The following is a 25,205-nucleotide window of genomic DNA, read 5'->3' as shown; positions in this document are numbered from 1 at the left end:
CTTTGCCTGGTGGCGACACCGATAAGTCGGGCGCTCCGCGCCACGACTTATCGGATTTATACCCGGACGGGCGAAAAGTCCGATATTCTGCCGCGCCGGCCTTCAGAGCGTCAGGACGAGCTTGCCGCGGACGCGGCCGGTGCCGAGCAGCCGGTGGGCGTCCGCGGCCTCGGCCAGGGGCAGCTCGCGGTGCAGCGCCACGCGCAGTTGGCCCCGGTCGGCCAGCGCGGCCAGCCAGCGCAGGTCCTCGGTGTTCTGGGTGGGAAGGACGCAGCGGCCACCGGCCGCGGTGATCGCCGGGTTGGCGGTCGAGATCGCGCGGGCCGGGTCGAGAACCTGGTGCAGCACCGCGGCGGTCACCTCGCCGCCGATCAGGTCCAGGGCCACGTCCACCGGCAGGGCCACGGCGGCGATGGGCTCGGCGCCCAGGTTGCGCAGGAAGTCGTGGTCGTCGAGGTCCGCGATGGCCAGGACGCGTTCGGCGCCCAGGGCCCGCGCGATCTGGACCGCGAAGTGGCCGACGCCCGTCGCGGCCGCGTGGATCAGGACCACGTCGCCCTCGCCGGTGCCGGCGGCGCGCAACGCCTGCAGGGCCGTCACCGCGGCCCGGGGAACGGCGGCGGCCTCCACGAAGGTCAGGCCGGCGGGCTTGTGGGCCACGGCGGTCTCCGGGACCGTGACGCGCTCGGCGTAGGCGGCCTCGGCGTACGCGTACACCTCGTCGCCCACCACGAAGCCCGTCACCTCCTCGCCGCGGGCGATCACCACCCCCGAGACCTCGTGGCCGGGGACGGCTTCGACCAGATCGAGGTCGGACGGGTCGACGCCCGCCGCGCGGACCTCGAGCAGGACCTGGTCCGGAGCCGGGCGGGGGATCGGGAGATCCTGCAGGGCGAGGGTCCGGTCCGCGGTCAGCTTGATCGCCTTCACGCCTCCATGTCTAGCGGCTCCGGGACCCGCGTGCAGGCGGATACGGCCAGGTCGAGGGAGGTGAGATGGTCCAGGCCGGCACAGGTTAGCCTCGCCGTCACCCGGCGCGGCGCCGGGACGCAGGCCCCGGTCCGGACGGCGGCGACGCCACAGTCCAGGTCCCGGGCCTGCGTCCGTGCGACACGTCAGGCGCTCTGCCTGCGGACCAGGGTGGTCGGCAGGACCGACGGCTCGTCCCACGGCTCGCCGCTCATGAGCGTGAGCAGTTGGCGGGCCGCCGCGGCGCCGATCTCCTCGACCGGCTGCTTGATGGTGGTCAGCGGCGGCTGGGTGAACGACGCGAGCGGCAGGTCGTCGAAGCCGACCAGGGCCACGTCCTCCGGTACGCGCCGCCCGGACTGGCGCAGGGCGTGCAGGGCGCCGACCGCCATGAGGTCCGACGCGCAGAAGACCGCGTCGAGGTTCGGGCGATGATCCAGAAGCCTGGTCATCGCGTGTACCCCGGCCGGGCGCGTGAAGTCGCCGTACGCGATCGGGCCCGGGTCCAGGCCCGCCCGCTCGAGGCCTTCGCGGAACCCGGCGAGCCGGTCGACGCCCGCGGAGACGTCCGGCGGGCCGGCGATCGTGACGATGCGCCGGCGGCCCGTGCGGGCCAGGTACTCCACCGCCTGCCGGGCGCCACCCCGGTTGTCGGCATCCACGTACGACAGCTGGCTGCCCTGCAGCGGCCGGCCGATCAGGGTGACCGGGACCCCGAGCGCGGGCAGTGTGACGACGAGGGGGTGGCTGCTGCGGCAGTAGATCAGCAGCACGCCGTCGATGTGCCCGCTGGACAGGTAGCGCTGCAGTGACGCGGGTCGCTCGCCCGCGGCCAGCAGCATCGGCATGTCGTGCTCGGCGAACGCGGCACTGGCGCCCGCCAGCACACGGGAGTAGAACGGATCGGCGAAGAGTCGTGCGTTCGGCTCGCACACCACCGCGGCGACGCTGCGGGGGCGGCGGTCCACGGCGCGGGCGGCACGCTGGCGGACATAGCCGAGGCGGTCGACGGCGTCGCGGACCTGCTGGCGGGCGGTCGGAGACACGCGGGCGGAGCCGTTGAGCACGCGGGAGGCCGTGGCGGAAGAAACACCCGCGAGGGCGGCGACGTGGGCAAGGGTGGGGTGTTCGGCGGTGTCGCGCATGGGGTCGTGCGCGGGATCCTGCGTTTCCGGAGCGGCGGTAATCGACATCGCGACCTCCTCAGATAGCAAGTCGTCGATTTTGGGAGCGCTTCCATATCGGAGCGTCATACACCGTTTCTGCCCTGTCAACACGAGATTGCCGTGAGGTTTCGCGACCGGGCTTCCGACTGTAAATTTCAGCGCCGGGGCGTGAGCCGGGTCTCGACGGGCGCCCGCCGGGGTCTCTAGCCTGCTGGGGCAGACAGCTCCCAGGGAGGCAAGCGATGCGTGACTGGATCGCGGTGATCGTCGCGGTGCTCGGGGTCCTGCTGGTTCTCGCCGGCGGCGTCCTGATCGTCCTGCAGGCCCTCGGCGACCGCAGCGCGGCGCCCGTCCCGGTCGCGCCGGTTCCGGATAATCCGGATAATGCGGACACCGTCGTGGTCGCGGCCCCGGCGCCCGCCCCGGCGCCGCTGACGAGCCGGCTCCTCGGGGTGGTGAAAAGTCCGACTCCGGCCGATCGGTTGATCTTCTGGGGAATCATCTTGCTGGTGCTCTCCGCGATCGCGGCGGGCGCCATCACGTTCGAGCTGGGGGCCAAGGGCGGCGGTAGCTGAACCCCTGCGTTTTCGCGTCGGGTGGGAGGACTATTCTGCCTGCGGGGTGACGTGTTGATCGCACTGCCGATCACCCGGAGCCTCGCGGAGCTGGCTCGCCAGCTGGTTCAACAGCCACAGGAGGCCTTTCGTGACCACCGTCGCACCGAAGCCGATCGTCACCAGGCCCTGGCCGGTGCACAAGCCGGTCAAGGGCTCGGCGTTCGCTCGGCTGCTGCGCACCACGGATGCGAAGCAGATCGGCCTGATGTACCTGACGACGTCGTTCGTGTTCTTCATGATCGGCGGGTTCATGGCCCTGCTCATGCGCGCCGAACTGGCCCGGCCGGGTCTGCAGTTCCTCTCGCCCGAGCAGTACAACCAGCTGTTCACGATGCACGGCACGATCATGCTGCTGTTCTTCGCGACGCCGATCGTCTTCGCGTTCGCGAACTACATCACGCCGCTGCAGATCGGCGCGCCGGACGTGTCGTTCCCGCGGCTGAACTCCTTCGCGTACTGGCTGTACGCGTTCGGTGGCACGGTCACGCTGATCGGCTTCATCACCCCGGGCGGCGCGGCCGACTTCGGCTGGTTCGCGTATGCGCCGCTCAACAACATCATCAACTCGCCCGGCGTGGGCGCCGACCTGTGGATCGTCGGTCTGGTCCTCTCCGGCCTCGGCACGATCCTCGGCGCCGTCAACATGATCACCACGATCCTGACGCTGCGCGCGCCCGGCATGACGATGTTCCGCATGCCGATGTTCACCTGGAACATCCTGGTCACCAGCGTCCTGGTCATCATGGTCTTCCCGATCCTGGCCGCCGCGCTGCTGGCCCTGGAGGCCGACCGGCGCCTGGGCGCGCACGTCTACGACGCCGGCACCGGCGGGGCGATGCTCTGGCAGCACCTGTTCTGGTTCTTCGGCCACCCCGAGGTCTACATCGTGGCGCTGCCGTTCTTCGGCATCATCACCGAGGTCATCCCGGTCTTCAGCCGCAAGCCGGTCTTCGGCTACAAGGGCCTCGTCGGCGCGACGATCGCGATCGGCGCCCTGTCGATGAGCGTGTGGGCCCACCACATGTTCGCCACGGGTCAGGTCCTCATGCCGTTCTTCTCGTTCCTGAGCTTCGTCATCGCCGTGCCGACCGGCATGAAGTTCTTCAACTGGATCGGCACGATGTGGCGCGGCCAGATCACCTTCGAGACGCCGATGCTCTTCGCGATCGGCTTCCTGGTGACGTTCCTCTTCGGTGGCCTCTCCGGCGTGCTGCTGGCGAGCCCCCCGATCGACTTCCACGTCTCCGACACGTACTTCGTGGTCGCCCACTTCCACTACGTGCTCTTCGGCACGATCGTGTTCGCGGTGTACGCCGGCATCTACTTCTGGTTCCCGAAGATGACCGGCCGCATGCTCGACGACCGTCTGGGCAAGATCCACTTCTGGCTGACCACGATCGGCTTCCACACCACCTTCCTCGTGCAGCACTGGCTGGGCACGCAGGGCATGCCCCGGCGTTACGCGGACTACCTGGCCACCGACGGCTTCACCACGCTGAACACGATCTCGACGATCGGTTCGTTCATCACCGGCCTGTCCACGCTGCCGTTCATCTGGAACGTGTGGAAGTCCTACAAGACCGGCCGCGTCGTCGAGGTCAACGACCCGTGGGGCCACGGCATGTCGCTGGAGTGGGCGACGTCCTGCCCGCCGCCGCTGCGCAACTTCGACAGCATGCCGCGCATCCGCTCGGAGCGGCCGGCGTTCGACGCCCGCTTCCCGGCACACGCGCCCGGCCACTCGCTGGAGGCGCCCCCGCCCGGCGGCGCGCGCCCGCTGAGCCACGAGGCCAACGGCGGCGCGACCTACGAGGAACAGCACTGACCCATAGCACGTCCGCAGAACGCCCCCGGCCGCTTCGGCGCCGGGGGCGTTCCCGTTCCACAGCATCGATACTCTCCCCCGTTCACAGGCCAAGGGTGCCCCGTCCCCTCGCCACGGGCTTCTGGGCCGCGAGCGGCGTTCTGAGCCCGGTCTACGACGGCCTCGTGCGTTTCGGCAGCGAGCGGCGCTCTGGGCCCCGCGTACGCGCTGTCCTCTGGTCCCGCCCTGTGTTCGACACCGTGTCCGCCGTCTCGGCCGGTTCCCCGTGCATTGCGGGCGGCCCGGGCGATCACCGCGGACCTGAGGTCGATGGTTGGGGTCGGGGTTGGCGGTGAGCGGCGGTTTGGTCCGCTTGCGGCGCTGTTGTCAGCTCCTGCCTGCGTGGCGCCGTGTTCGCCGTCTCGGCCGGTCTCCCGTGCATCGCCCAGGGTTCCCATCGCGGGTGGTCCGGGCGATTGCCGCGAACCCGATCGGGTCGGGGCCCAGCGGTGACGGCGGTCTGGACCTGCTTGCGGCGCCGTTCTTCGGCCCTGCCCTGCGGGCGGCGCCGTCTCGTCCGTGTTCCCGCGGATCGTCGAGGCGTTCGGCCGTGAGTGGTGCGTTTTCGGTCCCGCCCGTGCACATCGCCCAAGGCGCTCGGCCGTGAGTGACCCATCGTGTCCGTGTCTACGTCGTTCCTCGGACCACGCCAGGTCACATATCCGAAAAATCCGGGCAGCCCGCCACCTGTGACGGATCATCGGCGTGGGATGAGAGAGATCACGCTGCGTCAGTGTGCCTTACTCGGCGTCACTGCTGCGTCGGGGCCGAGAGCGGGCACGGGTGAGTGGAGCGCCACCGTCAGGTGACGACGGGGCACTCCACTCAGTGTGTCCAAAACGGGCGGCCGGAGCCGGGGAGAGGCTTACATTCCGTAAGCGGTCAGGCCGGCTGGGTGACGCCCCGCTCGCGCGGGGAAGGGAGGCGGCCTGACACGGTGCCGGGCGGGATCGGCACGCCGAGGATGTCGCTCACGCCGACCACCGCGAACAGGCGCGCGATGAACGGGTTGGGCCGGCGAATGTCGAGCTTGACGCCCATGCTGTGACAGATGCGCTTGGCAACGACGAGGGTGCCGATGCCGGTGGAGTCGAGGAAGGTGACCCCCGCGAGATCGATGACGAGGAGGTCGATGCTTCCGTCGAGCACTGAGCTCACTGCGGTGCGGAGCTCCTGAGCGGTCTCATAGTCGATTTCGCCACTCAGCGTCAGCACTGACTCCCGCTGATCCGAAGGGCGAGTCTCGATCGACAACTTCACGTGACCCTCCTGGTGCTGAGCCGTCCACCATGGACGACCCTTCGAGGTCCCGCAAGCGTAGCGAAGTCTTGCCATTTTCGCCACGCTCCGTGTAGGGGCTCCTCACGTTGTGACGTGAGAAGTCCTCACATTGGTCCCGCGAGACCGCTTGCCCGGATGACGGTACACGTCGCTTGTTACACGGCAAGTCCAGCCATGTGCCATCAGCCGACCGGTCAACTGTTGGACACGACCGGTTCACCGACCAAGGTCACTCCGGCCTCACGCAGCTCTACCAGGGCGGACTCGGTGGTCGCCGGTGCGACACCGGCCGTGAGGTTCAACAGCACGGTCGTAACAAAGCCCTCACGTACGGCATCCAGCGCGGTGGCCCGCACGCAGTGGTCGGTGGCGATGCCCACGACGTCGACCTCGGTCACGTTCCGCGCGCGGAGCCAGTCGCCCAGGCCCTGGCCGCCGGCCGAGCCCTCGAAGCCGGAGTAGGCTGCGGCGTACGAACCCTTCTCGAAGACCGCCTCGACCTTCGCGGTGTCGAGCGAGGGGTGGAAGTCGACGCCGCCGGTCCCGACCACGCAGTGCGCCGGCCAGGTGCGGACGTAGTCCGGGTGCTCGGCGAAGTGCGCGCCGGGATCGATGTGGTGATCCTGGGTGGCCACCACGTGATCCCAGGAGCCGGCGGCGAGCGCGGCCGAGATCTCCGCGGCCACCCCGGCGCCGCCGGTGACGGCCAGGGAGCCGCCCTCGCAGAAGTCGTTCTGGACGTCGACAACGATCAAAGCGCGCGGCATGGGGGTGCCTCCAAAGGGGACGTACCGGCAAAAGGGGCTAGACGGTGCCGCCGGTCATGACGACCGGAACCGCCGGATCGCCGGCGGAGAGCTTGAGCCCCTCCCAGGGGATCGAGATCAGGCACTGCCGCAGGTGCTCGCGGGAGTCGGTCAGCGTCGGCAGATCGGCCACCGGCTCGCCGCCGCGCAGCAGGGGCCGCTGCAGCGTCCGGTCGTGCGGCTGCGGCTCCGGCGCGCCGAGCGAGACCACGATCTCCTCGGTCGCGGTGCCGGTCGGCTTGTGGCGCCGTACGGCCGTCTTGCGCCCGCCGACCGTGCCCTTGTTCTCGGAGCGCTTGACCACGGGCCGCCCGTCGACCTCGACCAGCTTGTAGACCAGCCCGGCGGTTGGCGCGCCGGAGCCGACGACGACCGCCGTCCCCGCGCCGTAGGCGTCGACGGGCTCGGCGGCGAGGGCGGCGATCGCATACTCGTCGAGGTCGCCCGACACGACGATCTGCGTGTCCGTGGCGCCCAGCGAGTCCAGCAGGGCCCGGGACTCGGACGCGAGCACGGACAGGTCGCCGGAGTCGATGCGCACGGCCCGCAGGTCCGGCCCGGCCACGGCGATCGCGTTGCGGATGCCCTGTGCGATGTCGTAGGTGTCGACCAGCAGCGTGGTCTGCTTGCCCAGCGTCGCCACCTGCGAGACGAACGCGGCCTGCTCCGAGTCGTGCAGCAGCGTGAACGCGTGCGCGGCCGTGCCGGTGGTCGGGATGCCGTAGCGCCGGCCGGCCTCGAGGTTGGACGTGAACGCGAAGCCCGCCAGGTAGGCGGCGCGGGCCGCGGCGACCGCGGACTCCTCGTGCGTGCGGCGCGAGCCCATCTCGATCACGGCGCGCCCGCGGGCGGCGGTGACCATCCGGGCCGCGGCGGCGGCGATCGCGCTGTCGTGGTTGAGGACGGAGAGGATCAGCGTCTCCAGCACCACGCACTCGGCGAACGTCCCGCTCACGGTCAGGATCGGCGAGCCGGGGAAGAACAGTTCGCCCTCGGCGTAACCGTCGATGTCGCCACTGAACTTGTACCGCGAGAGCCACTCGGCCGTCGCCGAGTCCACGATCCCGCGGCCGCTGAGGAACTCGATCTCCTGCGGGCCGAACCGGAACGCCGCGACGAGGTCGAGCAGCCGGCCGGTGCCCGCGACCACCCCGTATCGGCGGCCCGTCGGCAGCCGGCGCGCGAACACCTCGAACACGCAGCGCCGGTCGGCCGTGCCGTCGCGGAGGGCCGCGGACAGCATCGTCAGCTCGTAGTGGTCCGTCAGCAGGGCGCTACTCGTCACCTGAACAACATATTCCAAGCCGCATAGGACGACGATCACTCCACGGCGGGCGGGCCCGATGCACCGTGCGCGGCCGGCGGCCCCGCACGGTGCATCGGGCCGGCGATCACTCCTCGGGCGGCAGCGAGCGCAGGGCGGCGGCGAGCTCCGCGCGGCCCGTGACGCCCAGCTTGGCGTACACGCGCATGAGGTGGTTGTCGACCGTGCGCGAGGAGAGGTACAGCTGGTCGGCGATCTCCTTCGACGGCACCCCGGCCGCCGCCAGCCGGGCGATCTGCCGCTCCCGCCCGGTCAGCATCGGCTGCGGGACGACCAGCGCGGGCGTGACCGCGTGCGGGCACTCGGTGCGCAGCTCGGCCAGGCGCTGGGCCGCCCGCGGGGTCTGCGGGGAGCGGATGCCGCGCAGGAGCGTCACCGCGCCGGCGGCTGCCTCGGCGGCGAAGAGGTACAGCTGCATCTCCGCGAGCTCCTCGGCGACGGCCAGCAGGGCGCCGCCGTCCTCCTCGGCCATCGCGCGCACGTGCCAGGCCATCGCCGGGGCGAGCCGGCCCTCGACGGTCTGCGCCAGCGCCCCGATGCGCTCGTTGACCTCGGCGGCGAAGCCCAGCCGACCCAGGTCGTAGAGCGCGAACATCTCGTGCGCGGCGAAGCCGTCGCTGCGGTTGCGTGCGGCGAGGCGGCGCAGCACCTCGGCGGCGGTGGCCACGTCCCCGGAGGCGACGGCGACCCAGGCGCGGGCCTCCTCCAGCCAGGGGTACAGGACCTCCATCGAGCGGTAGTGCGTCTCCTCGGCGAGCGCGAACGCGGCCGCGGCCCCGGTGGGGTCGCCGAGCAGCGCCGCGACGTGGGCACGCTCGGCGTGGGCGAGGGCGACGAAGATCCGTCCGGTGGCGAGCATGGCGCTGGCCTGGCTGGCGGCGCGGCCGGCCTCCTGCAGGTGCCCGCGCAGCCGGGCTGCCTGGGCCCGGACGATCTGCAGGTATCCGGAGCCGAGCAGGAAGTTGCCGGCGTCGGCCATGCCGGCGAACTCGGTGGCCACGATCGCGTCGACGGCCTCCAGGTCGGCGGCGAGGATCATGGCGGTGCCGCGGGCGAGCTCGATACCGAGCTGGATGTAGGGGACCTCGGCCCGCCACTGCGCGGCGTCGCTGTCGAGCATCGCCATGGCCTTGACGGTCTGCACCGGGGTGCCGCGCATCGCCTGCAGGTGGCCCATGATGCTGCGGGCCAGGGCGCGCGGCCCGGGCGCGCTGGCCGGGCTGTCCAGGACGGTGCGGGCCAGGGTGAGCGCCTGGCCGTAGTCGCCGCGGTGCAGCCGCATGGTCGACTCGACCGACAGCGTGAGCGAGCGCTCGCGCAGGTCGCTGATCTTGTGTGCCTCGCGGTTCATCTCGTCCGCGGTGGAGGAGTCGCCCAGGCCCCACTGCGAGGTGATGTGCCGGATGGACAGCCACCGGCTGCGCTGGCTCTCGTCGGCGATCTGGCCCTCGTTCTGGTCGAGGATCAGGGCGCCCTCGTCGGGGCAGGCGGCGAACATCAGGATCGTGGCGAGCGTCTCGGCGGCGTCGAACCCGCCGCCCGCCGCGACGGCGGCCTTGCCCAGCCGCATCGCCAGGGCCATGTCGTAGGTGGCGAAGGCCAGCCGGCAGGCGTTGAGCAGCAGGACCGGGTCGCGGGCGGTGTCGCTGTCCAACCGCCACACCGCGACCCGCAGCAGGTCGTCGCGGCGGCGGGCGCCGCAGTTCTCCACCAGCGTGGCCAGGTCCGCCAGCAGGCGGCGGAACCTGGTGACGGGGCAGCGGCGGCGCACGACCTCGCCGTAGAGCGGATGGGCCAGGTGCACCGTGGTCCGCCGGTCCTCGACCACCACCCGGACCAGCTGGCGCTCCTCGGCCGTCTCGACCGTGGCCAGGTCGGTCGCCTTGACCAGCAGCGGCAGGCCGATCGGCTCGCCGAACGCGACCAGCTCCAGCACCGCCCGTTCCTGCGGGGTCAGCTTGCCGATGCGCGCGTCGACCACCTCGGTCAGCGTCGGGGCCAGGTCGACCTTGCCGGTCCAGCGCTGCATGCCGTAGCTCTCGATGACCTCGCCGGCCGCGTGGGCGGCGATCACCAGCTCGCGCAGCAGCAGCGCGTTGCCCTGTGACAACTGCCACAGCCGGTCCACCGAGGCCGAGTCGACCGGGCCGCCGAGCACCTGTTGCAGGAGGTCGGAGGTCTCCTGCAAGGTGAGCGGGCCGAGCTCGATCCGCTCGACGAGGTCGTCCTTCCACAGCGCGCTGATCGGGTCGTGAACCGACTCGCCGGTGCGCACGGTGCCGAGGACGGTGGCGTTCTCGGAGCGTGCCACGTAGTACACGAGCGCGGCCGAGAGCGGGTCGAGCAGGTGGGCGTCGTCGATCGCGACCACGATCGGCCGGCCGGCGGCCTGCCGGTGCAGGGCATCGACGGCCCAGCGCAGCAGCCCGGCGGGTGAGCCCCCGGCGGGCTGGTCGGGCGGGAGGACCTGGGCCAGCCCGCCGAGCGGGAGACCCGCCGTGGCGGCGTTGGCCGTCGCGGTCCATACCGCTAGTCTGTCCTGGTCAAGAGTGTTGACCGCCTCGCGCAGCAATCGGCTCTTGCCGATGCCGGGCGGGCCGCCGAGAATCAGACCGCGACCGGTGGAACCGGAGGCCGCCTCGGCGACACGGACGAGTTCTGCGCTTCTGCCGACAAAGCTCCAGGGAGGCACTGTCGCAGCATATCGATACGTTGATTACGGGGCGTACCCGCGGAAGCACGAACTTGAGTAGTGCGTTCGGTTCCAGTTGAGTAGCTGCGACCCTGCTGCTGTAAGTGTCCGTTCACGTAGCGTTCCGATGCCCCGCCCCGCAGCGCCGACGAGCTGCGCGGACGGGCTTCTCCCGGGCATTCTCGACCCGGCGTGCACAAGGAGGTCGCACATGGGCTTCGGGGTCATGCAGGCGCCGCTGATCGATCTGACGCTCACGTCAGCGCCGGTCTTCGGCGCCCCGACGAGCGGGAGTTCAGTGTCCGCCATGCCGATCCGCGGCAGCCGCAACCAACGGCAGTCCACGGCCCCGTCGCAGTCTCCGCGCCGCACGAGCGCGGTCGTCGCCGGCACCGCCGGGTCCGGCAAGACGGCCCTGGTCGACGCCCTGATCCGCCGTGACGGCGAGCCGATCGAGGCGGGCGACGCCTGGGTGGTCTTCCGCCACGGCGAGCGCCCCGACGCGTGGGCCTTCGTGCCCGGCCACCGCGACCCCCGGCCGTTCCCCGAGCGCAGCACGGTCAAGGGTCCGGCCCGCCCGGCCCGCCGGATCGAGATCGCCCACCCGTCCGCGCTGCTCAAGCGGGTTACCTTGATCGACACGCCCGGCCGCGGGGGCAACGATCCGGCCACCGCCGAGATCGCCCTCGACGCCGCCGCCGGCGGGCTCGGCCTGCTCTTCGTCGTCGACGCCGCGGCCCCGCTCGGCCGCGCCGACCTCGACCTGCTCGGCGCCGCGGCCGGCCGGGTCGAGCGGATCGCGTTCGTCCTCACCCGCATCGACCAGCACGACGAGTGGCCCGAGATGCTCACCGCCAACCGGGCGCTGCTCGCCTCGCGCGGACCGCGCCTGGCCACCGCGCCCTGGTTCCCGGTCTCGCTGGACCCGGCGAGCGTCTTCGGCGTCGCCGAACTGCGCCACCAGCTGGAGAGCTGGGCCGACGAGCAGGCCGCGGCCGGCCCCCGCGCGGCCGATGTCACCGCCGCCACCGTCTCGGCGACCGGCGACGGCTGGCAGGAGCAGCTGGACCGCGAGATCCGCACCCGCCGCCTGGCCGCCGTCGAGCGCGTCTCGATCGACCTGGCCACCATCCACGTGCGCTGTGTGCAGGAGCTCGGATCCGGCAAGGGCTGCCCCGAGCTGCCCCGCGTGCTCGACCGGGAGCTGCACGCGCTGTCGGTGCGCAGCACCCGGCTGCTGCACGCCGACACCCGTGAGCTGATCGGGCTGGTCTTCGGCGCGCTGCTGGACGCCCCGCCCGGCGAGGCGGTGCTCGGCCGCATCGCGGCAGCCGCCCGGCAGGCCGTGGACAGCGCCCGCGACGACGGCCGCGAGCGCGACCGGGCGCTGCTGGTGACCACCACCTCGGGCGTCGCCGCGCTCACCGGGACCGGCGCGCTGGACAGCCTCTCCGCGGCCGGCGCGGCGGGGGAGGATGAGGGGCAGGTGCTCTCGCCGCTCGGCATCGGGCTCAACGCCGGGTCATACGCGATGTGGCAGCCGCGGCACGCGCCGGGCGGACCGCCGAAGCTGCCGGACAAGAAGGACTGCCGGCGGTGGCTGCAGCACGCCCTGCGCGAGGTCGAGGTCGAGCTGGGTCACGAGCTGGGCGAGCGCTACGCGGAGCTGCGCCAGGCGCTGTCCGCCATCGCCGGGGACGCGGTCGACCATGGCGTGCTGCTCGCTTGATGGCACCATGTTGGTATGGCGGCGCCGCAGGTCCTACCGATCGAAGAGACCCACGTCGAGGTTGACGAGGTGCCCCAGACCGACCGTCCGTGGGTGACCGTCGTCTGGAACGATCCCGTCAACCTCATGAGCTACGTGACCTGGGTCCTGCAGAAGCTGTTCGGATACAGCAAGGAGAAGGCCGAGCGGCTGATGCTCGACGTGCATCAGAAGGGCAAGGCGATCGTGACCAGCGGGGCGCGGGAGCGGATGGAGTACGACGCCTCCCGGCTGCAGGCGCACGGGCTCTGGGCCACGGTGGAGCAGTCGTGAACATGTTCGTGCGTGCCGGCACGGCGTGCGTCGCCCGGTTCGGCCCGGCCGAGGCGGCCGTGCTCAACGAGGTCATGCTCGAGGTGATCACCTTGCTGTCCGAGGGGTTCGACCGCACCGATCCGGTGATCGAGCGGCTTTTCCCGGATGTGTACCGCGACGACGCCGCCCTCTCCGCCGAGCTGCGCCGCTACACGGAGGACGACCTGCGCTCGGCGAAGCTGGAGCAGGCCGCGATGCTGCTCGACGCGCTGCCGGTCGAGGGCGGCGAGGTGGCCCTCGACGAGGAGCAGGCAGAGGCCTGGCTGCGGGCGCTCACCGACGTCCGGCTCACCCTCGGCATGCGCCTGGGCATCGCCGACGACGACGTGGACATCGAGGCGGAGCTCGACGAGGCGATCCTCAAGGACCCGATGTCGGCCCGGGTGGCGCAGCTTTCCGTCTACCAGTACCTGACCTATCTGCAGGAGTCCCTGGTCGGCGCCCTCATGGGCTGAGCGTGAGACCCCCGTCACGGGCGAGTGCCGCTCAGCTTTCGGTAGGCTGTTCCCCGTGCTGACCATCGACGCCGTGATCCTCGACGCGATCGTCGCGCACGCCCGCCGCGACCACCCCGACGAGGCGTGCGGGATCGTCGCGGGTCCGGTCGGCTCCGATCGGCCGGAGCGGCACGTGCCGATGGAGAACGCGGCCCGGTCCATGACCTTCTACGAGTTCGACTCGCAGGAGCAGCTGCGGCTGTGGCGGGAGATGGACGACGCCGACGAGGAGCCGGTCATCGTCTACCACTCGCACACCGCGACCGAGGCCTACCCGTCCCGCACGGACGTCGCCTTCGCCGGCGAGCCCGGCGCGCATTACTTGCTCGTCTCCACCCGCCACCCGGAGCAGACGGAGATCCGCTCGTTCCGCATCGTGGACGGGGCCGTCACCGAGGAGCCGGTTCAGGTAGTTAATGCAGTCGTGGATCCGAACGCCGTCCAGACGTATCTCTTCGGGCAGAGCCCGGCGACCGTCGACTACGAGTGTCAGACCGGCAGCTGAACAGCCGCCAGGTCAGCATCGTCCGTCCCGTCGTCGTCCACGCTCATGCCGTACAAGAGGAGAAAAGAACATGGCTATCGAGGTCCGCATCCCGACCATCCTGCGCAGCTACACCGGCGGTGCCAAGACCGTCGAGGGCACCGGGGACACCATCGCCGACCTGCTCACCGACCTCGACTCGCGCCACGCGGGTCTCAAGGACCGGCTGATCACCGGTGAGGGTGGCCTGCACCGGTTCGTCAACGTCTACATCAACGACGAGGACGTGCGCTTCCTCGGCGCGCTCGACGCGAAGCTCAACGACGGCGACTCCGTGACGATCCTGCCCGCCGTCGCGGGTGGTGCGTTCGCGTTCGCCGCCGCTCACGCCCTGCGCGGCTGATCCCCGTGCCGCGCTACGAGTCCCTGCTCGACGCGTGCGGTAACACGCCGCTCGTCGGCCTGCCCCGGCTCTCGCCGAGCGCCGAGGTGCGGTTGTGGGCCAAGCTCGAGGACCGCAACCCGACGGGGAGCGTCAAGGACCGCGTGGCGCTGTGGATGGTGAAGGCGGCCGAGGAGTCCGGCCGCCTCCGCCCCGGCGACACGATCATCGAGCCCACCAGCGGCAACACCGGCATCGCGCTCGCGATGGTGGCGAAGCTGCGCGGCTACCGGCTGGTCTGTGTCATGCCGGAGAACGTCTCGTCGGAGCGCACCGCGCTTCTGCGGATGTATGGCGCGGAGATCATCTTCTCGCCGGCGGCGGGCGGCTCCAACCGGGCCGTCGCCGCGGCGAAGGAGATCGCGGCCGAGCACCCCGACTGGGTGATGCTGTATCAGTACGGCAACGAGGCCAACGCCCGCGCCCACTACGAGTCGACCGGCCCGGAGATCCTGCGCGACCTGCCGACGATCACGCACTTCGTGGCCGGCCTCGGCACCACCGGCACCCTGATGGGCGTCGGGCGCTACCTGCGCGAGAAGGTCGAGGAGATCGAGGTCATCGCCGCCGAGCCGCGCTACGGCGAGCTGGTCTACGGCCTGCGCAACCTCGACGAGGGCTACGTGCCGGAGCTCTACGACGCCACGGTGCTCACCCGCCGCTTCTCGGTCGGCACCCAGGACGCCGTGCTGCGCACCCGGCAGCTGGTCGAGGTCGAGGGCATGTTCGTTGGCTTCTCGACCGGCGCGGTGCTGCACGCGGCCCTGGCCGTGGCGCACCAGGCGCTCAAGGCCGGCAAGCGGGCCGACGTGGTGTTCCTGGTCGCTGACGGCGGCTGGAAGTACCTCTCCACGGGCGCCTACGGCGGCACGCTCGCCGAGGCCGAAACCGCCCTCGAAGGGCAGCTCTGGGCTTAGAGCCCGGTCACGACCCAGCCGACGAGCAGGCTCACGGACGCGGCGGCCAGCAGCGCGAACGGGAGCCTGCGCCGGTGGACGCTCGCGAACGCGGCGATCGTGCACGCCAGGCCCAGCAGGCCGATGGTGATGACCGTGGGGCCGTACCACACGCGGTACTGCGCGATGAGCCCCACGAACGCCCGCAGCGCCACCGCCATGCCCCCGAGCCCCAGCGCGGCCGCCCACGCGCACACCGCGGCGATCCGGCGGTTGCCCGGCCGCGGGTCGGCCTCCGTCGGCAGGCGGAACGCCTCCGGCAGCTGCCGGCGCAGCCGCCTCGCCCGGGACACGTCAACCGACACGGTCGCCTCCTCTTTTGCGCCTCACTGGCTGCAACGAGCGAGGTAGTTGAGCGTGACGTGACCCTGTCACGTTGGCGACATCTGGCGTCCGATCATTCAGCCTCGGCGGCCCGTCCGGCGTAGGCTGCGCAGCGTGAACGGGCCCTACGACGGCCGGGCCGCGAATTGGATCTATCCTCACCTGACCGGTGCGATCCACAGATTCGTTCGAAGACGGGAGACGGCGGGTTGAGGGCAGCATCATGAGGCTCACGGTTCTCGGCTGCGCCGGCAGCTTCCCGGGGCCGGAGGCGCCCTGCTCCGCCTACCTCGTCGAGGCGGAGGGCTTCCGCCTGCTCATCGACTTCGGCCCGGGCTCGATGTCGGCGCTGCAGCGCTACGCGAGCCTGTACTCCGTCGACGCCATCCTGCTGTCACACCTGCACTGCGACCACATGCTCGACGCCTGCTCGTACATCGTGGCCCGTCGTTACGCCCCGGCCGGCCCGTTGCCGCCCCTGCCCGTCTACGCGCCGGTGGCCGCGCCCGAGCGCATCGCGGCGGCCTACGGCGGCGAGAACGAGCCCATGTCGATCAGCGACGTCTACACCTTCTACGCCCTGCAGCCCGGCAGCTTCCCGATCGGCCCCATGCAGGTGACCGTCGATCGGGTGAACCACCCCATCGAGACGTACGGGGTGCGCCTGGAGCACCAGGGGAAGGTTCTCACGTACTCCGCCGACACCGCCCCCTGCGAGGCCCTGATCCGCCTGGCCCAGGGCGCCGACGTGTTCCTGTGCGAGGCGAGCTACCTCGACGACGTGGAGAACCCGCCCGACCTGCACCTCACCGGCCGCGAGGCCGCCGAGCACGCCACCAAGGCGGGCGCCGCCCGGCTGCTGCTCACGCACCTCGTCCCGGCCTGGGGGAGCGAGGCGCTGACGCTGGAGGCGGCATCGAACGCCTTCGCTGGACCGATCGACATCGTCAGGCCCGGCGCCAGGTACGACATTTAGGAACCCGTTCGCCGTCTGGCCAACAAATCGTGGCCACATGCATGGACGCCGCCCTCATGGTCATGGCATGCGGATCGCGATCGTCACCGAATCGTTCCCGCCCGATGTGAACGGTGTGGCCCACTCCGTCGTCCGGGTCGCCGAACACCTTGTCGCGCGTGGCCACGAGCCGCTCGTGATCGCCCCTCAGCCGTCGTCCGGGGCGCGCTCGGTCACCGGCTCGTTCCCGTACCAGATCATCCGGGTCCCCTCCGTGGCCACGCCCGGCTACGGAAGCTTCCGGCTCGGTCTGCCCAGCCCACGCCTGGCCGCCGCCTTACGGGCCCACGGCACCGACCTGGTCCACCTGGCCAGCCCCTTCGTACTCGGGGCGCGGGGCATGACCGTCGCCGCCTCGCTGGACCTGCCCACGGTGGCCGTGTACCAGACGGACGTCCCCGCCTACGCCCGCCTGTACTACCGCTCGAACCTCGGCGAGTCGGCCGCCTGGCGCTGGCTGCGGCGCATCCACAACGCCGCCGACCGGACCCTGGCCCCGTCGACCGCCGCCGCCACCGCCCTGCACAGCCACGGCATCGAGCGCGTCTGGCTCTGGCGCCGGGGCGTCGACGCGGCCCGCTTCGACCCCGGGCACCGCTCCGCGGCCCTGCGCCGCGCGGTGGCCGCCGAGGGGCAGGTGATCGTCGGCTACGTCGGCCGGCTCGCCGTCGAGAAACGCGTCGACCTCCTCGCGCCGGTCAGCCGCATCCCCGGCGTCCGCGTGGTCGTGGTCGGCGACGGCCCGGCCCGCGCGAACCTCGAGCGGGCGATGCCCGACGCGGTGTTCCTCGGCGAGCGGCGCGGGGCACAGCTGGCCCGGATCTTCGCCAGCCTCGACCTCTTCGTCCACACCGGCCCGTTCGAGACCTTCGGCCAGACCATCCAGGAGGCCCTGGCCAGCGGTGTGCCAGTGGTCGCGCCGGCTCAGGGCGGCCCGCTCGACCTGGTCGACGACGCCCGCACCGGCCTGCTGGTGCCGCCCGGCGACGCGCCCGCGCTCGTCGCGGCGGTCGCCTCGCTGGTCAACGACCCGGAGCGGCGCCTGGCGATGGGCGTGGCCGCCCGCGTCGCGGTCGCCTCGCGCACCTGGTCGGCCGTGGGCGACGAGCTCATCAAGCACTACGTCGACGTCCACTCGGGCGGGATCGCCGCCCGGTCCGTCCCCATTCCGGCATGACGTCACGGATCGTCCGGCTGGCGAACTTCGTCATGCCGCGCTCCGGCGGGTTGCGCACGGCGCTGCAGGCCCTCGGCGAGGGGTACCTCGCCGCGGGCCACGAGCCGATCCTCATCGTGCCCGGGGCCGCGTACTGCGACGAGATGACCTCCCAGGGCCGCGTCATCACGATCCCCGGCCCGGTCGTACCCGGTACCGGCGGGTATCGCGTCCTGCTGGCCCGCCGCCGCCTCGTCAAGCTCCTCGAGGACCTTGCGCCCGACCGGCTCGAGGTCTCCGACCGGTTCACCCTGCGCTGGACCGGCCGCTGGGCCCGCGAGCGCGGCATCCCGACGGTCATGGTCTCCCACGAGAGCCTCGCCGGCCTGCTGACCTTCGCCGGCCCCCTCGGCACCCCATGGGCCGACCTGCTCAACGCGCGCAGCTTCCGCTCGTACGACCAGATCGTGTGCACGACCGGCTGGGCCGCCGCCGAGTTCCGCCGCATCGGCGCCCAGAACCTCGCCCAGGTCCCGCTCGGCGTCGACCTGGACCTGTTCAACCCGGCCCGCTACGACGAGGAGCTGCGCGCCCGCTACGCGGCCCGGCACCAGTTCCTGCTCGTGCACTGCGGCCGCCTGTCGTCGGAGAAGCGCCCCGAGCGCTCGGTCGATGCCCTGGTCGCCCTGCGTAAACGCGGCATCGACGCGGTCCTCGTGGTCGCCGGCGACGGCCCGCTGCGCGCCCGCCTCCAGGAGCAGGCGCGCGGCCATGAGGTCCACTTCATGGAGTTCGTGACCGAGCGCACCGCGGTCGCGTCCCTGCTCGCCACCGCCGACGTCGTCATCGCGCCCGGGCCGATCGAGACCTTCGGCCTGGCCGCGCTGGAGGCGCTGGCCTGCGGCACGCCGGTGGTGGTGGACGCGGCGTCCGCGCTGCCCGAGGTGATCGGCCCGGCCGGCGTCGCCGTCATGTCGGACTTCGCAGAAGGTGTACTGCAAGTGCTCGCCCGCCCCGTGGCCGCCCGCCGCGCCGACGCCCGCGCCCGTGCGGAGCGGTTCTCGTGGCCGGCCGCAGTCGCGGGCTTCCTGGCCGTGCACCACTCGTCCGCCACGTCTATGGCCGTGCGATGACGCTCGGCACGGGGTTCTCAGTTCCTTCGGGGGTGGTCTTATGACTGTCTTCGCCACTTCGGGTGTCTATTCTGGGGCTTCTGGGGTCGTTTTTACCGCTCTGGGCGACTCCACGACCGCCGGCTTCGGTGATCGCGTCAACGGCTCATGGCGGGGCTGGGCGCCGATCTTCGCCGAGTCCCTCGGCGTCCGCCTGCACAACTTCGCCACCAGCGGTGCCCGCGCCGCCGACGTCGAACGCGACCAGCTCCCGCAGGCGCTCGCCGCCGCCCCCCACCTGGCCGCGGTCCTCATCGGCACCAACGACACGCTGCGCGACCCGTTCTCGCCGGCCCGCTTCGCCGCGCACCTGGAGCGCACGGTGTCGGCCCTGTGCAAGGCCGGCTCCGAAGTCCTCACGATCCGCCTGCCCGACCCGGGCCGCATGTTCGGCCTTCCCGGCCCGCTGGCCCGCCCGCTGGCCCGCCGCATGGCCGAGATCAACCAGGCGGCCGACCTCATCGCGGCTCGCTACGGCACCGTCCACTTCGACGCGGCCGCCAACCCGGACTCGTACGACCGCCGCATGTGGAGCGTCGACCGCCTTCACCCGAGCGAGCGCGGCCACCGCTTCCTGGCCTGCTCGTACTTCGACCTCCTCGCCGAGCGCGGCATCGTCGGCACCCTCCGCACCGCGGGACTCGCCGCGGCCCGCCCGTCCGCGGAGCCGAGCAGCCCGCCCCCCAGCCGCAGCGCCCAGGCATTGTGGATGGCGACGGCCGGCACCCAGTGGGTGATCCGCCGCTCGACAGACCTGCTACCGGGCCTGATCCGCCTGGCCTGGGCCGAGTGGCGCCACGGCTCGCCGGACCTGGACCTGCTGGACCTGGACCTGAGCTCCAAAGTCCGCCCCGACGGGGTACCCGGCAAGGTCGCCTGACACGTCTCGTCCGGCATCGTCACGTCCCTCGTCGTCACGGCGCTCTTCGTCAAAGCGCTCTCGTTGTGGCGCTCTCGTCATAGCGCTCTCGTCATAGCCCTTTGTCGCGGCGCTCTTTGTCACGGCTCCTTTTTGTCGTGACGCTTTTGTCACAGATCTCTTCGCCGCAGATCTCTTCGTCGCGGCGCTCTTTGTCACGACCCTCGGCCGTGCTCTCCTTTTGTCGGCACCCTCTTTGTCGGCACCCTCTTTGCCGCGGCCCTCGGCTGGGCTCTCCAGCGCGGCCACTAGGGTGGGCGGTATGGCTCGACCCGATGGACGCGTCCCAGACCAACTTCGACCCGTTTCGATCACCCGCCAGTGGAGCATGCACCCCGAGGGTTCCGTACTCATCGAGTTCGGCAACACGAGGGTCCTGTGCACCGCCAGCGTCACCGAGGGCGTTCCCCGCTGGCGCAAGGGCTCCGGCCTGGGCTGGCTGACCGCCGAGTACGCCATGCTCCCGCGCGCCACCACCACTCGCAGCGACCGCGAGAGCGTCAAGGGCAAGATCGGCGGCCGCACCCACGAGATCTCCCGCCTCATCGGCCGCAGCCTCCGGGCCTGCATCGATCTGAAGGCCCTGGGCGAAAACTCGATCGTCCTGGACTGCGACGTCCTGCAGGCCGACGGCGGCACCCGCACCGCCGCCGTCACCGGCGCCTACGTGGCCCTCCACGACGCGGTCGCCTGGCTGGCGACCCACCGCAAACTGGCCGGCAAGCCGGCCGAGGTCCTGCACCGCTCGGTGGCCGCCGTGAGCGTGGGCATCATCGGTGGCGAGCCCCGCCTGGACCTCTGCTACGAGGAGGATGTCGTAGCCGACGTCGACATGAACGTCGTGTGCACCGGCGCCGGCGACTTCGTCGAGGTCCAGGGCACCGGCGAGCAGGGCGTCTTCACCCGCACCGAACTCGACACCCTGGTCGACCTGGGCGTCCAGGGCTGCGCCGACCTGACGGCCCTGCAGCAGAAGGCCATCGCCGGATGACCCCGCTGCCCATCCCGGCGTTGTCCGATCCCGCCACTGCCCACCGGAAGGCGGCGCCCCGATGAAGCTCCTCCTGGCCACCCGCAACAAGAAGAAGCTCGTCGAACTCCGCCGCGTCCTGGAGTCCTCGGCCCCCCACGTCGAGCTCCTGGGCCTCGACGATGTCGAGACCTACCCGGAGGCCCCGGAAACCGGCCTGACCTTCGAGGAGAACGCCCTCCTGAAGGCCCGCGAGGCCGTCCAGTACACCGGCCTGCCCAGCGTCGGCGACGACTCCGGCCTGGCCGTGGACGCCCTGAACAGCATGCCCGGCGTCTTCTCGGCCCGCTGGTCCGGCCTCCCCAGCGGCGCCCCCGACCGCGACGGCGCCAACCTCCGCCTGGTCCTAGCCCAGCTGGCCGACGTCCCCGACGAACACCTGGGCGCCGCCTTCGTCTGCGCCGCCGCCCTGGTCCACCCGGACGGCCGCGAGGAGGTCTTCCGAGGCGAGATGCGAGGCCACCTGATCCGCGCCCCCCGCGGCGACGGCGGCTTCGGCTACGACCCCATCTTCGTCGCCGACGGCTACACCCAGACGACGGCCGAACTCTCCCCGGCCGACAAGGACGCCATCAGCCACCGAGGCAAGGCCTTCCGAGCCCTGGCCGACCACCTCTAAGGTCTGTTTCGTGACTGCCCGCGTTGTGGTGCGTGGCTGGTGCGCAAACAGTCCGGCTCGTGCACCTCGTCGTTCCGGCGCGGTCCCGCACGGCATGCACCGTGCGGATCTCGTCCGGGGTTGTCGAGGGCACCCACCGGCACTTCGCCGAGCACGCCAGCCCCAGCTCGACGCTGGTGCTGCGCTACGGCCGCCGGACACGAACGCCGATGCGGCGACCATGCGGGCGGTGGTCTCCGGTGGACTCGGCAGGGCCCCTTACGGCCCTGATGAACAAAACTTCATCTTAGAGCCACATGGCCGTTAGTCAGGGCCTGCAACACGGTTCTGAAACACGCCCAAGCCACCTCGAGCCGTCCGGAACCGCCTCAACGTCCTCCCAACCGCGCCTACCCTTCTCCCACGCCCGCGTCCAGCCTCCTCCAGCTCGCGAGCGTTCACGTCCCCCGGCCTGTCAGCGTTCGCGGTCCCCGGCTCGCCGGGTTCGCGCCCCGGCCTGTCAGTGTTCGCGTCCCCGCGTTGCTGGCCGTTCGGGCACCCGGCCCGGCGCCCCGCCACTCTGTGGGTAGCTGGGACCCGCCCCTCGCGTCACCTGCGGACAGCTCAGACCCGTGGTTCTCCCTCGCGCGGCGAACTCGCTGAGCTGCCCGCGGCCATTCGCACCCCACATCGGCCAGTCTCCGCGCCCGGCCGGCCTCGGTGGCGACGGTCGCGATTCGCCTGCGCTCTCTTCCCGTTCGCCGCCCGCCGCGGCTCCCGTTCCTGGTTCCTGCCCCGCCCCCTTCCAGCCGCTGCTCCCCTCCGCCGGGCCTCTTTCGCGCCGGGCGCCGCTCCTTCGGCTCGTGCCCTTGCTCCTGCCGCGCGCTCTCTGCACCTTCCACCCACGCCTTTCCCTCCGCCGCCCGGGTTTCGTCAAGCCAAGGGCCCGGTCGCCCGTTCGATCTCGTTGCGGAACTCGCGCGACCAGACCAGCGCCCGAGCTGCCTCCAGCACCGGCGCGAGGAACACGTCCGGCCCTGGCCCGCCCGCGAACCGTTCCACCATCGCCACCGCCAGCCGCCCGGCCGGCGACGGTTGCAGTGGCGCCCGCAGCTGAATTCCGCGCACCGCCGAGATCAACTCGACCGCCAGGATGCTGCACAGGTTGTCCAGCACCGTCCGCAGCTTCCGGGTCGCCGCCCACCCCATCGAGACGTGGTCCTCCTGCATCCCTGACGTTGGCACCGAGTCCACACTCGCCGGTGCCGCCAGCCGCCGGTTCTCCGCGACGATCCCCGCCGCCGTGTATTGCGCGACCATCAGCCCCGAGTTCACACCCGCATCCGGGGTCAGGAACGGCGGCAGGTCGCGCGACCGCGTCACGTCGAGCAGTCGATCCACCCGCCGCTCGGCGATGGCCCCGACCTCGGCCGCCGCGATCGCGAGGTAGTCCGCGGCGAACCCGACCGGCGCACCGTGGAAGTTTCCGGTCGACTCGACCCGCCCGTCCGGAAGCACCACGGGGTTGTCGACGATCGACCGCAGCTCCCGCGCGGCGACCGTCACCGCGAACTCGAGCGTGTCCCGCGCGGCCCCGGCCACCTGCGGCGCGCACCGCATCGAGTACGCGTCCTGCACCGCATGCACCAGGTCGTCCCGGTGCGAGTCCATGATTGGCGAGCCCTGCAGCAGCCGGTAGATGTTCGCCGCCGACGCCGCCTGCCCCGGATGGGGCCGAATCTCATGCAACTCCGGCATGAACGGCCGGCACGAGCCGAGCATCGCCTCGATCGACAGCGCCGCGGTCACGTCCGCCATCGCGAACAGGTGCCCAGCGTCCGTGATCGCCATCAACAGCATGCCGAGCATCCCGTCGGTGCCGTTGATGAGCGCGAGCCCCTCCTTCGCCGACAGCTCGATCGGCGACACCCCGGCGTCCAGGGCGCTGATCCGGGTGCCGTCCTTCGCGAGCACCCAGCCCTCACCGATCAGCACCAACGCACAGTGCGCCAACGGCGCAAGATCCCCGGACGCGCCCAGCGACCCGTGCTCCGGTACCCACGGCGTGATGTCCGAGTTCAGCAGCTCGACGAGCGCCTGCGCGACCTCGGGCCGCACCCCGGAACGCCCCATCGCCAGCGAGCGTATGCGTAGCAGCATCATCGCCCGTACCACCTCGCGCGGCATCGGCGCCCCGACCCCCGCCGCGTGCGACCGGATCAGCGCGTGCTGCAACTCCGCCCGCCGCTCCGGTGCGATGAATGTGTTCGCGAGCGCACCGAACCCGGTCGACACCCCGTACACGGGCCGCCCGTCCCGCTCGATCCCGTCGACGATCGCCCGGCTCGCCCGCATGGCGTCCAGCGCGTCCTGCGCGAGGGTCACTCGCGCGTTGGCCCGGGCGACCGCGATGAGGTCGTCGGGCGTGATGCCAGAGGCGGTGATGGTGATCAAACCAGCTCCCCATTGAGCACGATGTTGTTGGTCAACGGCACCCCGGGCCGGTAGGCCAGGTGCACATACGAGGGCGCGTCCAGCACGACCAGGTCGCCCCGCGCCCCGACGGTCAGCCGCCCGATGTCCTCCCGCCGCAGCGCGGCCGCCCCGCCGCGGGTGGCGGCGAGCACGGCCTCGGCCGGCGTCATCCCCATTTCGCGTACGGCGAGCGCGATGCAGAACGGCATCGACGTGGTGTACGACGACCCGGGGTTGCAGTCGGTGGCCAGCGCGACCGTCGCTCCGGTGTCGATCAGCGCTCGAGCGGGCGGGTATGGCGACCGAGTCGAGAACTCCGCCCCGGGCAGCAGCGTCGCGACCGTGTTCGACCCGGCCAGCGCCGCGATGTCCTCCGCGGACAGGTGCGTGCAATGATCTGCGGACGCCGCGTTCAGCTCGACCGCCAGCTGCACCCCCGGCCCCTCGGCCAGCTGGTTCGCGTGCACCCGCACGCCCATGCCCGCGGCGGCGCCGACCGTCAGGATCGCCCGCGAATGATCGGCGTCGAACGCTCCCCGCTCGCAGAACACGTCGATCCACCGCGCCCCGGCCCCACGCGCCGCGGTGAGCATCGGCCCGCACACGAGGCTCACATAGTCATCGGTACGGCCGCCATACTCCGCCGGCACCACATGCGCCCCGAGAAACGTCGTCTCCGCGCTGAACTCCCGCGCGATCCGCAGCGACCGCGCCTCGTCCGCCACGCTCAGCCCATACCCGGACTTGATCTCCATCGTCGTGGTGCCCTGCCGTAGCGCCTCGTTCCGCAGCCGAGCGACGTTCGCCCGTAGCTGCTCGTCATCGGCCGCGCGGGTCGCCCCGACGGTCGTCCGGATCCCCCCACCCGTATACGGCTGCCCCGCCATCCGCGCCGCGAACTCCGTCGCCCGGTCACTCGCGAACACCAGGTGCGAATGGCTGTCGACGAACCCGGGCAGCACCGCCGCCCCATCCACATCCAGCCGCGCATCGGCCGCGGGCGCATCGACGGCCCGGCCGATCCACTCGACCCGCCGCTCGTCGATGACCAGCGCCGCATTGTGTCGAATCCCGAGCGGCCCCTCGCCCCAGGCCGTGTCCGCGGTGACCAGCTCACCGATGTTGGTGACCAGCAACGACCTCATCGCGCCGCCCCGAATGCCCCTTCGGCGAGCGCCGCCGTTCCTCCAGCGGTGCCGTCGAATCCGCCGCCGCTGCCGAGCCCCTTGCCCCCGCCGCCGCCGGGCGGCTTTATGGCCTCGCGCGGGGTTGCGACCAGCGATTGGTTAGCCCCGTGCGGGTGGCTCGTGGCTTGCGGCTGGCTTGTGGATTTCT

Annotated in this window: 23 protein-coding genes; 14 read left to right on the top strand and 9 right to left on the bottom strand. The window is 71.6% G+C overall.

Features of this window, described 5'->3' with window-relative positions; translation table 11 throughout:
- Positions 1–102: 102 nt before the first annotated feature.
- Both ACQPY0_RS52655 and ACQPY0_RS52650 read right to left on the bottom strand, forming a co-directional pair.
- Complete coding sequence (locus ACQPY0_RS52655; RefSeq protein WP_432979380.1) at positions 103–930, bottom strand: NADP-dependent oxidoreductase; 828 nt, start codon at positions 928–930, stop codon at positions 103–105.
- Positions 931–1,115: 185 nt separating this feature from the next.
- Positions 1,116–2,162 (bottom strand): LacI family DNA-binding transcriptional regulator, encoded by a 1,047-nt coding sequence (locus ACQPY0_RS52650; RefSeq protein ID WP_432979377.1) that lies wholly within the window; start codon positions 2,160–2,162, stop codon positions 1,116–1,118.
- A gap of 215 nt (positions 2,163–2,377) precedes the next feature.
- Here ACQPY0_RS52650 and ACQPY0_RS52645 point away from each other — a divergent pair, with 215 nt between their 5' ends.
- Positions 2,378–2,710, top strand: a complete 333-nt coding sequence (locus ACQPY0_RS52645) for a hypothetical protein (RefSeq protein ID WP_432979374.1) — start codon at positions 2,378–2,380, stop codon at positions 2,708–2,710.
- A 130-nt stretch (positions 2,711–2,840) separates the two neighbouring features.
- Entirely contained in the window at positions 2,841–4,577 is a 1,737-nt protein-coding gene (ctaD, locus tag ACQPY0_RS52640; RefSeq protein WP_432979371.1) for an aa3-type cytochrome oxidase subunit I, read from the top strand.
- Positions 4,578–5,498: 921 nt separating this feature from the next.
- Here the strand turns inward: ctaD and ACQPY0_RS52635 are convergent.
- The 4 genes from ACQPY0_RS52635 to ACQPY0_RS52620 form a co-directional block, all read right to left on the bottom strand.
- Positions 5,499–5,876, bottom strand: a complete 378-nt coding sequence (locus ACQPY0_RS52635; protein WP_432979368.1) for an STAS domain-containing protein — start codon at positions 5,874–5,876, stop codon at positions 5,499–5,501.
- Positions 5,877–6,091: 215 nt separating this feature from the next.
- Entirely contained in the window at positions 6,092–6,664 is a 573-nt protein-coding gene (locus ACQPY0_RS52630) for an isochorismatase family protein (protein WP_432979365.1), read from the bottom strand.
- Positions 6,665–6,701: 37 nt separating this feature from the next.
- On the bottom strand, positions 6,702–7,946 hold the full coding sequence (locus tag ACQPY0_RS52625) for a nicotinate phosphoribosyltransferase (protein ID WP_432995787.1): 1,245 nt from the start codon (positions 7,944–7,946) through the stop codon (positions 6,702–6,704).
- A gap of 148 nt (positions 7,947–8,094) precedes the next feature.
- Positions 8,095–10,719, bottom strand: a complete 2,625-nt coding sequence (locus ACQPY0_RS52620; protein WP_432979362.1) for a LuxR C-terminal-related transcriptional regulator — start codon at positions 10,717–10,719, stop codon at positions 8,095–8,097.
- A 211-nt stretch (positions 10,720–10,930) separates the two neighbouring features.
- Between ACQPY0_RS52620 and ACQPY0_RS52615 the strand changes: the two genes are divergently transcribed.
- The 6 genes from ACQPY0_RS52615 to ACQPY0_RS52590 all read left to right on the top strand — a co-directional run bounded on the left by ACQPY0_RS52615 (position 10,931) and on the right by ACQPY0_RS52590 (position 15,142).
- Positions 10,931–12,448: a hypothetical protein gene (locus ACQPY0_RS52615; RefSeq protein WP_432979359.1), complete on the top strand. Its 1,518-nt coding sequence runs from the start codon at positions 10,931–10,933 to the stop codon at positions 12,446–12,448.
- Between the two features lie 15 nt (positions 12,449–12,463).
- Complete coding sequence (gene clpS / locus ACQPY0_RS52610) at positions 12,464–12,760, top strand: ATP-dependent Clp protease adapter ClpS (RefSeq protein ID WP_432979356.1); 297 nt, start codon at positions 12,464–12,466, stop codon at positions 12,758–12,760.
- 2 nt (positions 12,761–12,762) lie between these two features.
- Positions 12,763–13,257, top strand: a complete 495-nt coding sequence (locus ACQPY0_RS52605; RefSeq protein WP_432995785.1) for a DUF2017 domain-containing protein — start codon at positions 12,763–12,765, stop codon at positions 13,255–13,257.
- A gap of 55 nt (positions 13,258–13,312) precedes the next feature.
- On the top strand, positions 13,313–13,804 hold the full coding sequence (locus ACQPY0_RS52600; RefSeq protein WP_432979353.1) for a Mov34/MPN/PAD-1 family protein: 492 nt from the start codon (positions 13,313–13,315) through the stop codon (positions 13,802–13,804).
- Between the two features lie 70 nt (positions 13,805–13,874).
- Positions 13,875–14,186 carry a MoaD family protein gene (locus ACQPY0_RS52595; RefSeq protein WP_432979350.1) on the top strand — a complete coding sequence of 104 codons (312 nt, stop codon included), beginning with the start codon at positions 13,875–13,877 and terminating at the stop codon, positions 14,184–14,186.
- A gap of 5 nt (positions 14,187–14,191) precedes the next feature.
- The gene (locus ACQPY0_RS52590) at positions 14,192–15,142 is read left to right on the top strand and encodes a PLP-dependent cysteine synthase family protein (protein ID WP_432979347.1); all 951 of its coding nucleotides are present in this window, start codon (positions 14,192–14,194) and stop codon (positions 15,140–15,142) included.
- Here the strand turns inward: ACQPY0_RS52590 and ACQPY0_RS52585 are convergent.
- Entirely contained in the window at positions 15,139–15,486 is a 348-nt protein-coding gene (locus ACQPY0_RS52585; protein WP_432979344.1) for a hypothetical protein, read from the bottom strand. The two genes, ACQPY0_RS52590 and ACQPY0_RS52585, sit on opposite strands and share 4 nt — an antisense overlap.
- A 242-nt stretch (positions 15,487–15,728) precedes the next feature.
- On the opposite strand from ACQPY0_RS52585, the gene ACQPY0_RS52580 reads away from it, so the two are divergent.
- From ACQPY0_RS52580 to rdgB, 6 genes are all read left to right on the top strand, one after another.
- The gene (locus tag ACQPY0_RS52580; RefSeq protein WP_432979341.1) at positions 15,729–16,481 is read left to right on the top strand and encodes an MBL fold metallo-hydrolase; all 753 of its coding nucleotides are present in this window, start codon (positions 15,729–15,731) and stop codon (positions 16,479–16,481) included.
- Between the two features lie 67 nt (positions 16,482–16,548).
- The gene (locus tag ACQPY0_RS52575; protein WP_432979338.1) at positions 16,549–17,697 is read left to right on the top strand and encodes a glycosyltransferase family 4 protein; all 1,149 of its coding nucleotides are present in this window, start codon (positions 16,549–16,551) and stop codon (positions 17,695–17,697) included.
- The gene (locus ACQPY0_RS52570) at positions 17,694–18,809 is read left to right on the top strand and encodes a glycosyltransferase (RefSeq protein ID WP_432979335.1); all 1,116 of its coding nucleotides are present in this window, start codon (positions 17,694–17,696) and stop codon (positions 18,807–18,809) included. Before ACQPY0_RS52575 ends, ACQPY0_RS52570 begins: the two co-directional genes overlap by 4 nt.
- A gap of 40 nt (positions 18,810–18,849) precedes the next feature.
- Complete coding sequence (locus ACQPY0_RS52565) at positions 18,850–19,728, top strand: SGNH/GDSL hydrolase family protein (RefSeq protein WP_432979332.1); 879 nt, start codon at positions 18,850–18,852, stop codon at positions 19,726–19,728.
- A 301-nt stretch (positions 19,729–20,029) separates the two neighbouring features.
- Complete coding sequence (gene rph, locus ACQPY0_RS52560) at positions 20,030–20,758, top strand: ribonuclease PH (RefSeq protein WP_432979329.1); 729 nt, start codon at positions 20,030–20,032, stop codon at positions 20,756–20,758.
- Between the two features lie 61 nt (positions 20,759–20,819).
- Positions 20,820–21,416, top strand: coding sequence for an RdgB/HAM1 family non-canonical purine NTP pyrophosphatase (rdgB, locus tag ACQPY0_RS52555; protein ID WP_432979326.1), 597 nt, complete (start codon positions 20,820–20,822; stop codon positions 21,414–21,416).
- A gap of 912 nt (positions 21,417–22,328) precedes the next feature.
- Here rdgB and hutH read toward each other — a convergent pair.
- Together hutH and hutI are read right to left on the bottom strand one after the other, a co-directional pair.
- Positions 22,329–23,849 carry a histidine ammonia-lyase gene (gene hutH / locus ACQPY0_RS52550; protein WP_432979323.1) on the bottom strand — a complete coding sequence of 507 codons (1,521 nt, stop codon included), beginning with the start codon at positions 23,847–23,849 and terminating at the stop codon, positions 22,329–22,331.
- A complete protein-coding gene (hutI, locus tag ACQPY0_RS52545; protein WP_432979320.1) occupies positions 23,846–25,015 on the bottom strand; it encodes an imidazolonepropionase in 1,170 nt (389 codons plus the stop codon). Before hutI ends, hutH begins: the two co-directional genes overlap by 4 nt.
- Positions 25,016–25,205: the final 190 nt, after the last annotated feature.

The organism is Dactylosporangium sp. CA-233914 (genome assembly GCF_050942935.1).
Lineage (GTDB): Bacteria > Actinomycetota > Actinomycetes > Mycobacteriales > Micromonosporaceae > Dactylosporangium.
Note: the sequence above shows the minus strand (reverse complement) of the source record. Positions and strands in the feature narration are given on the sequence as shown.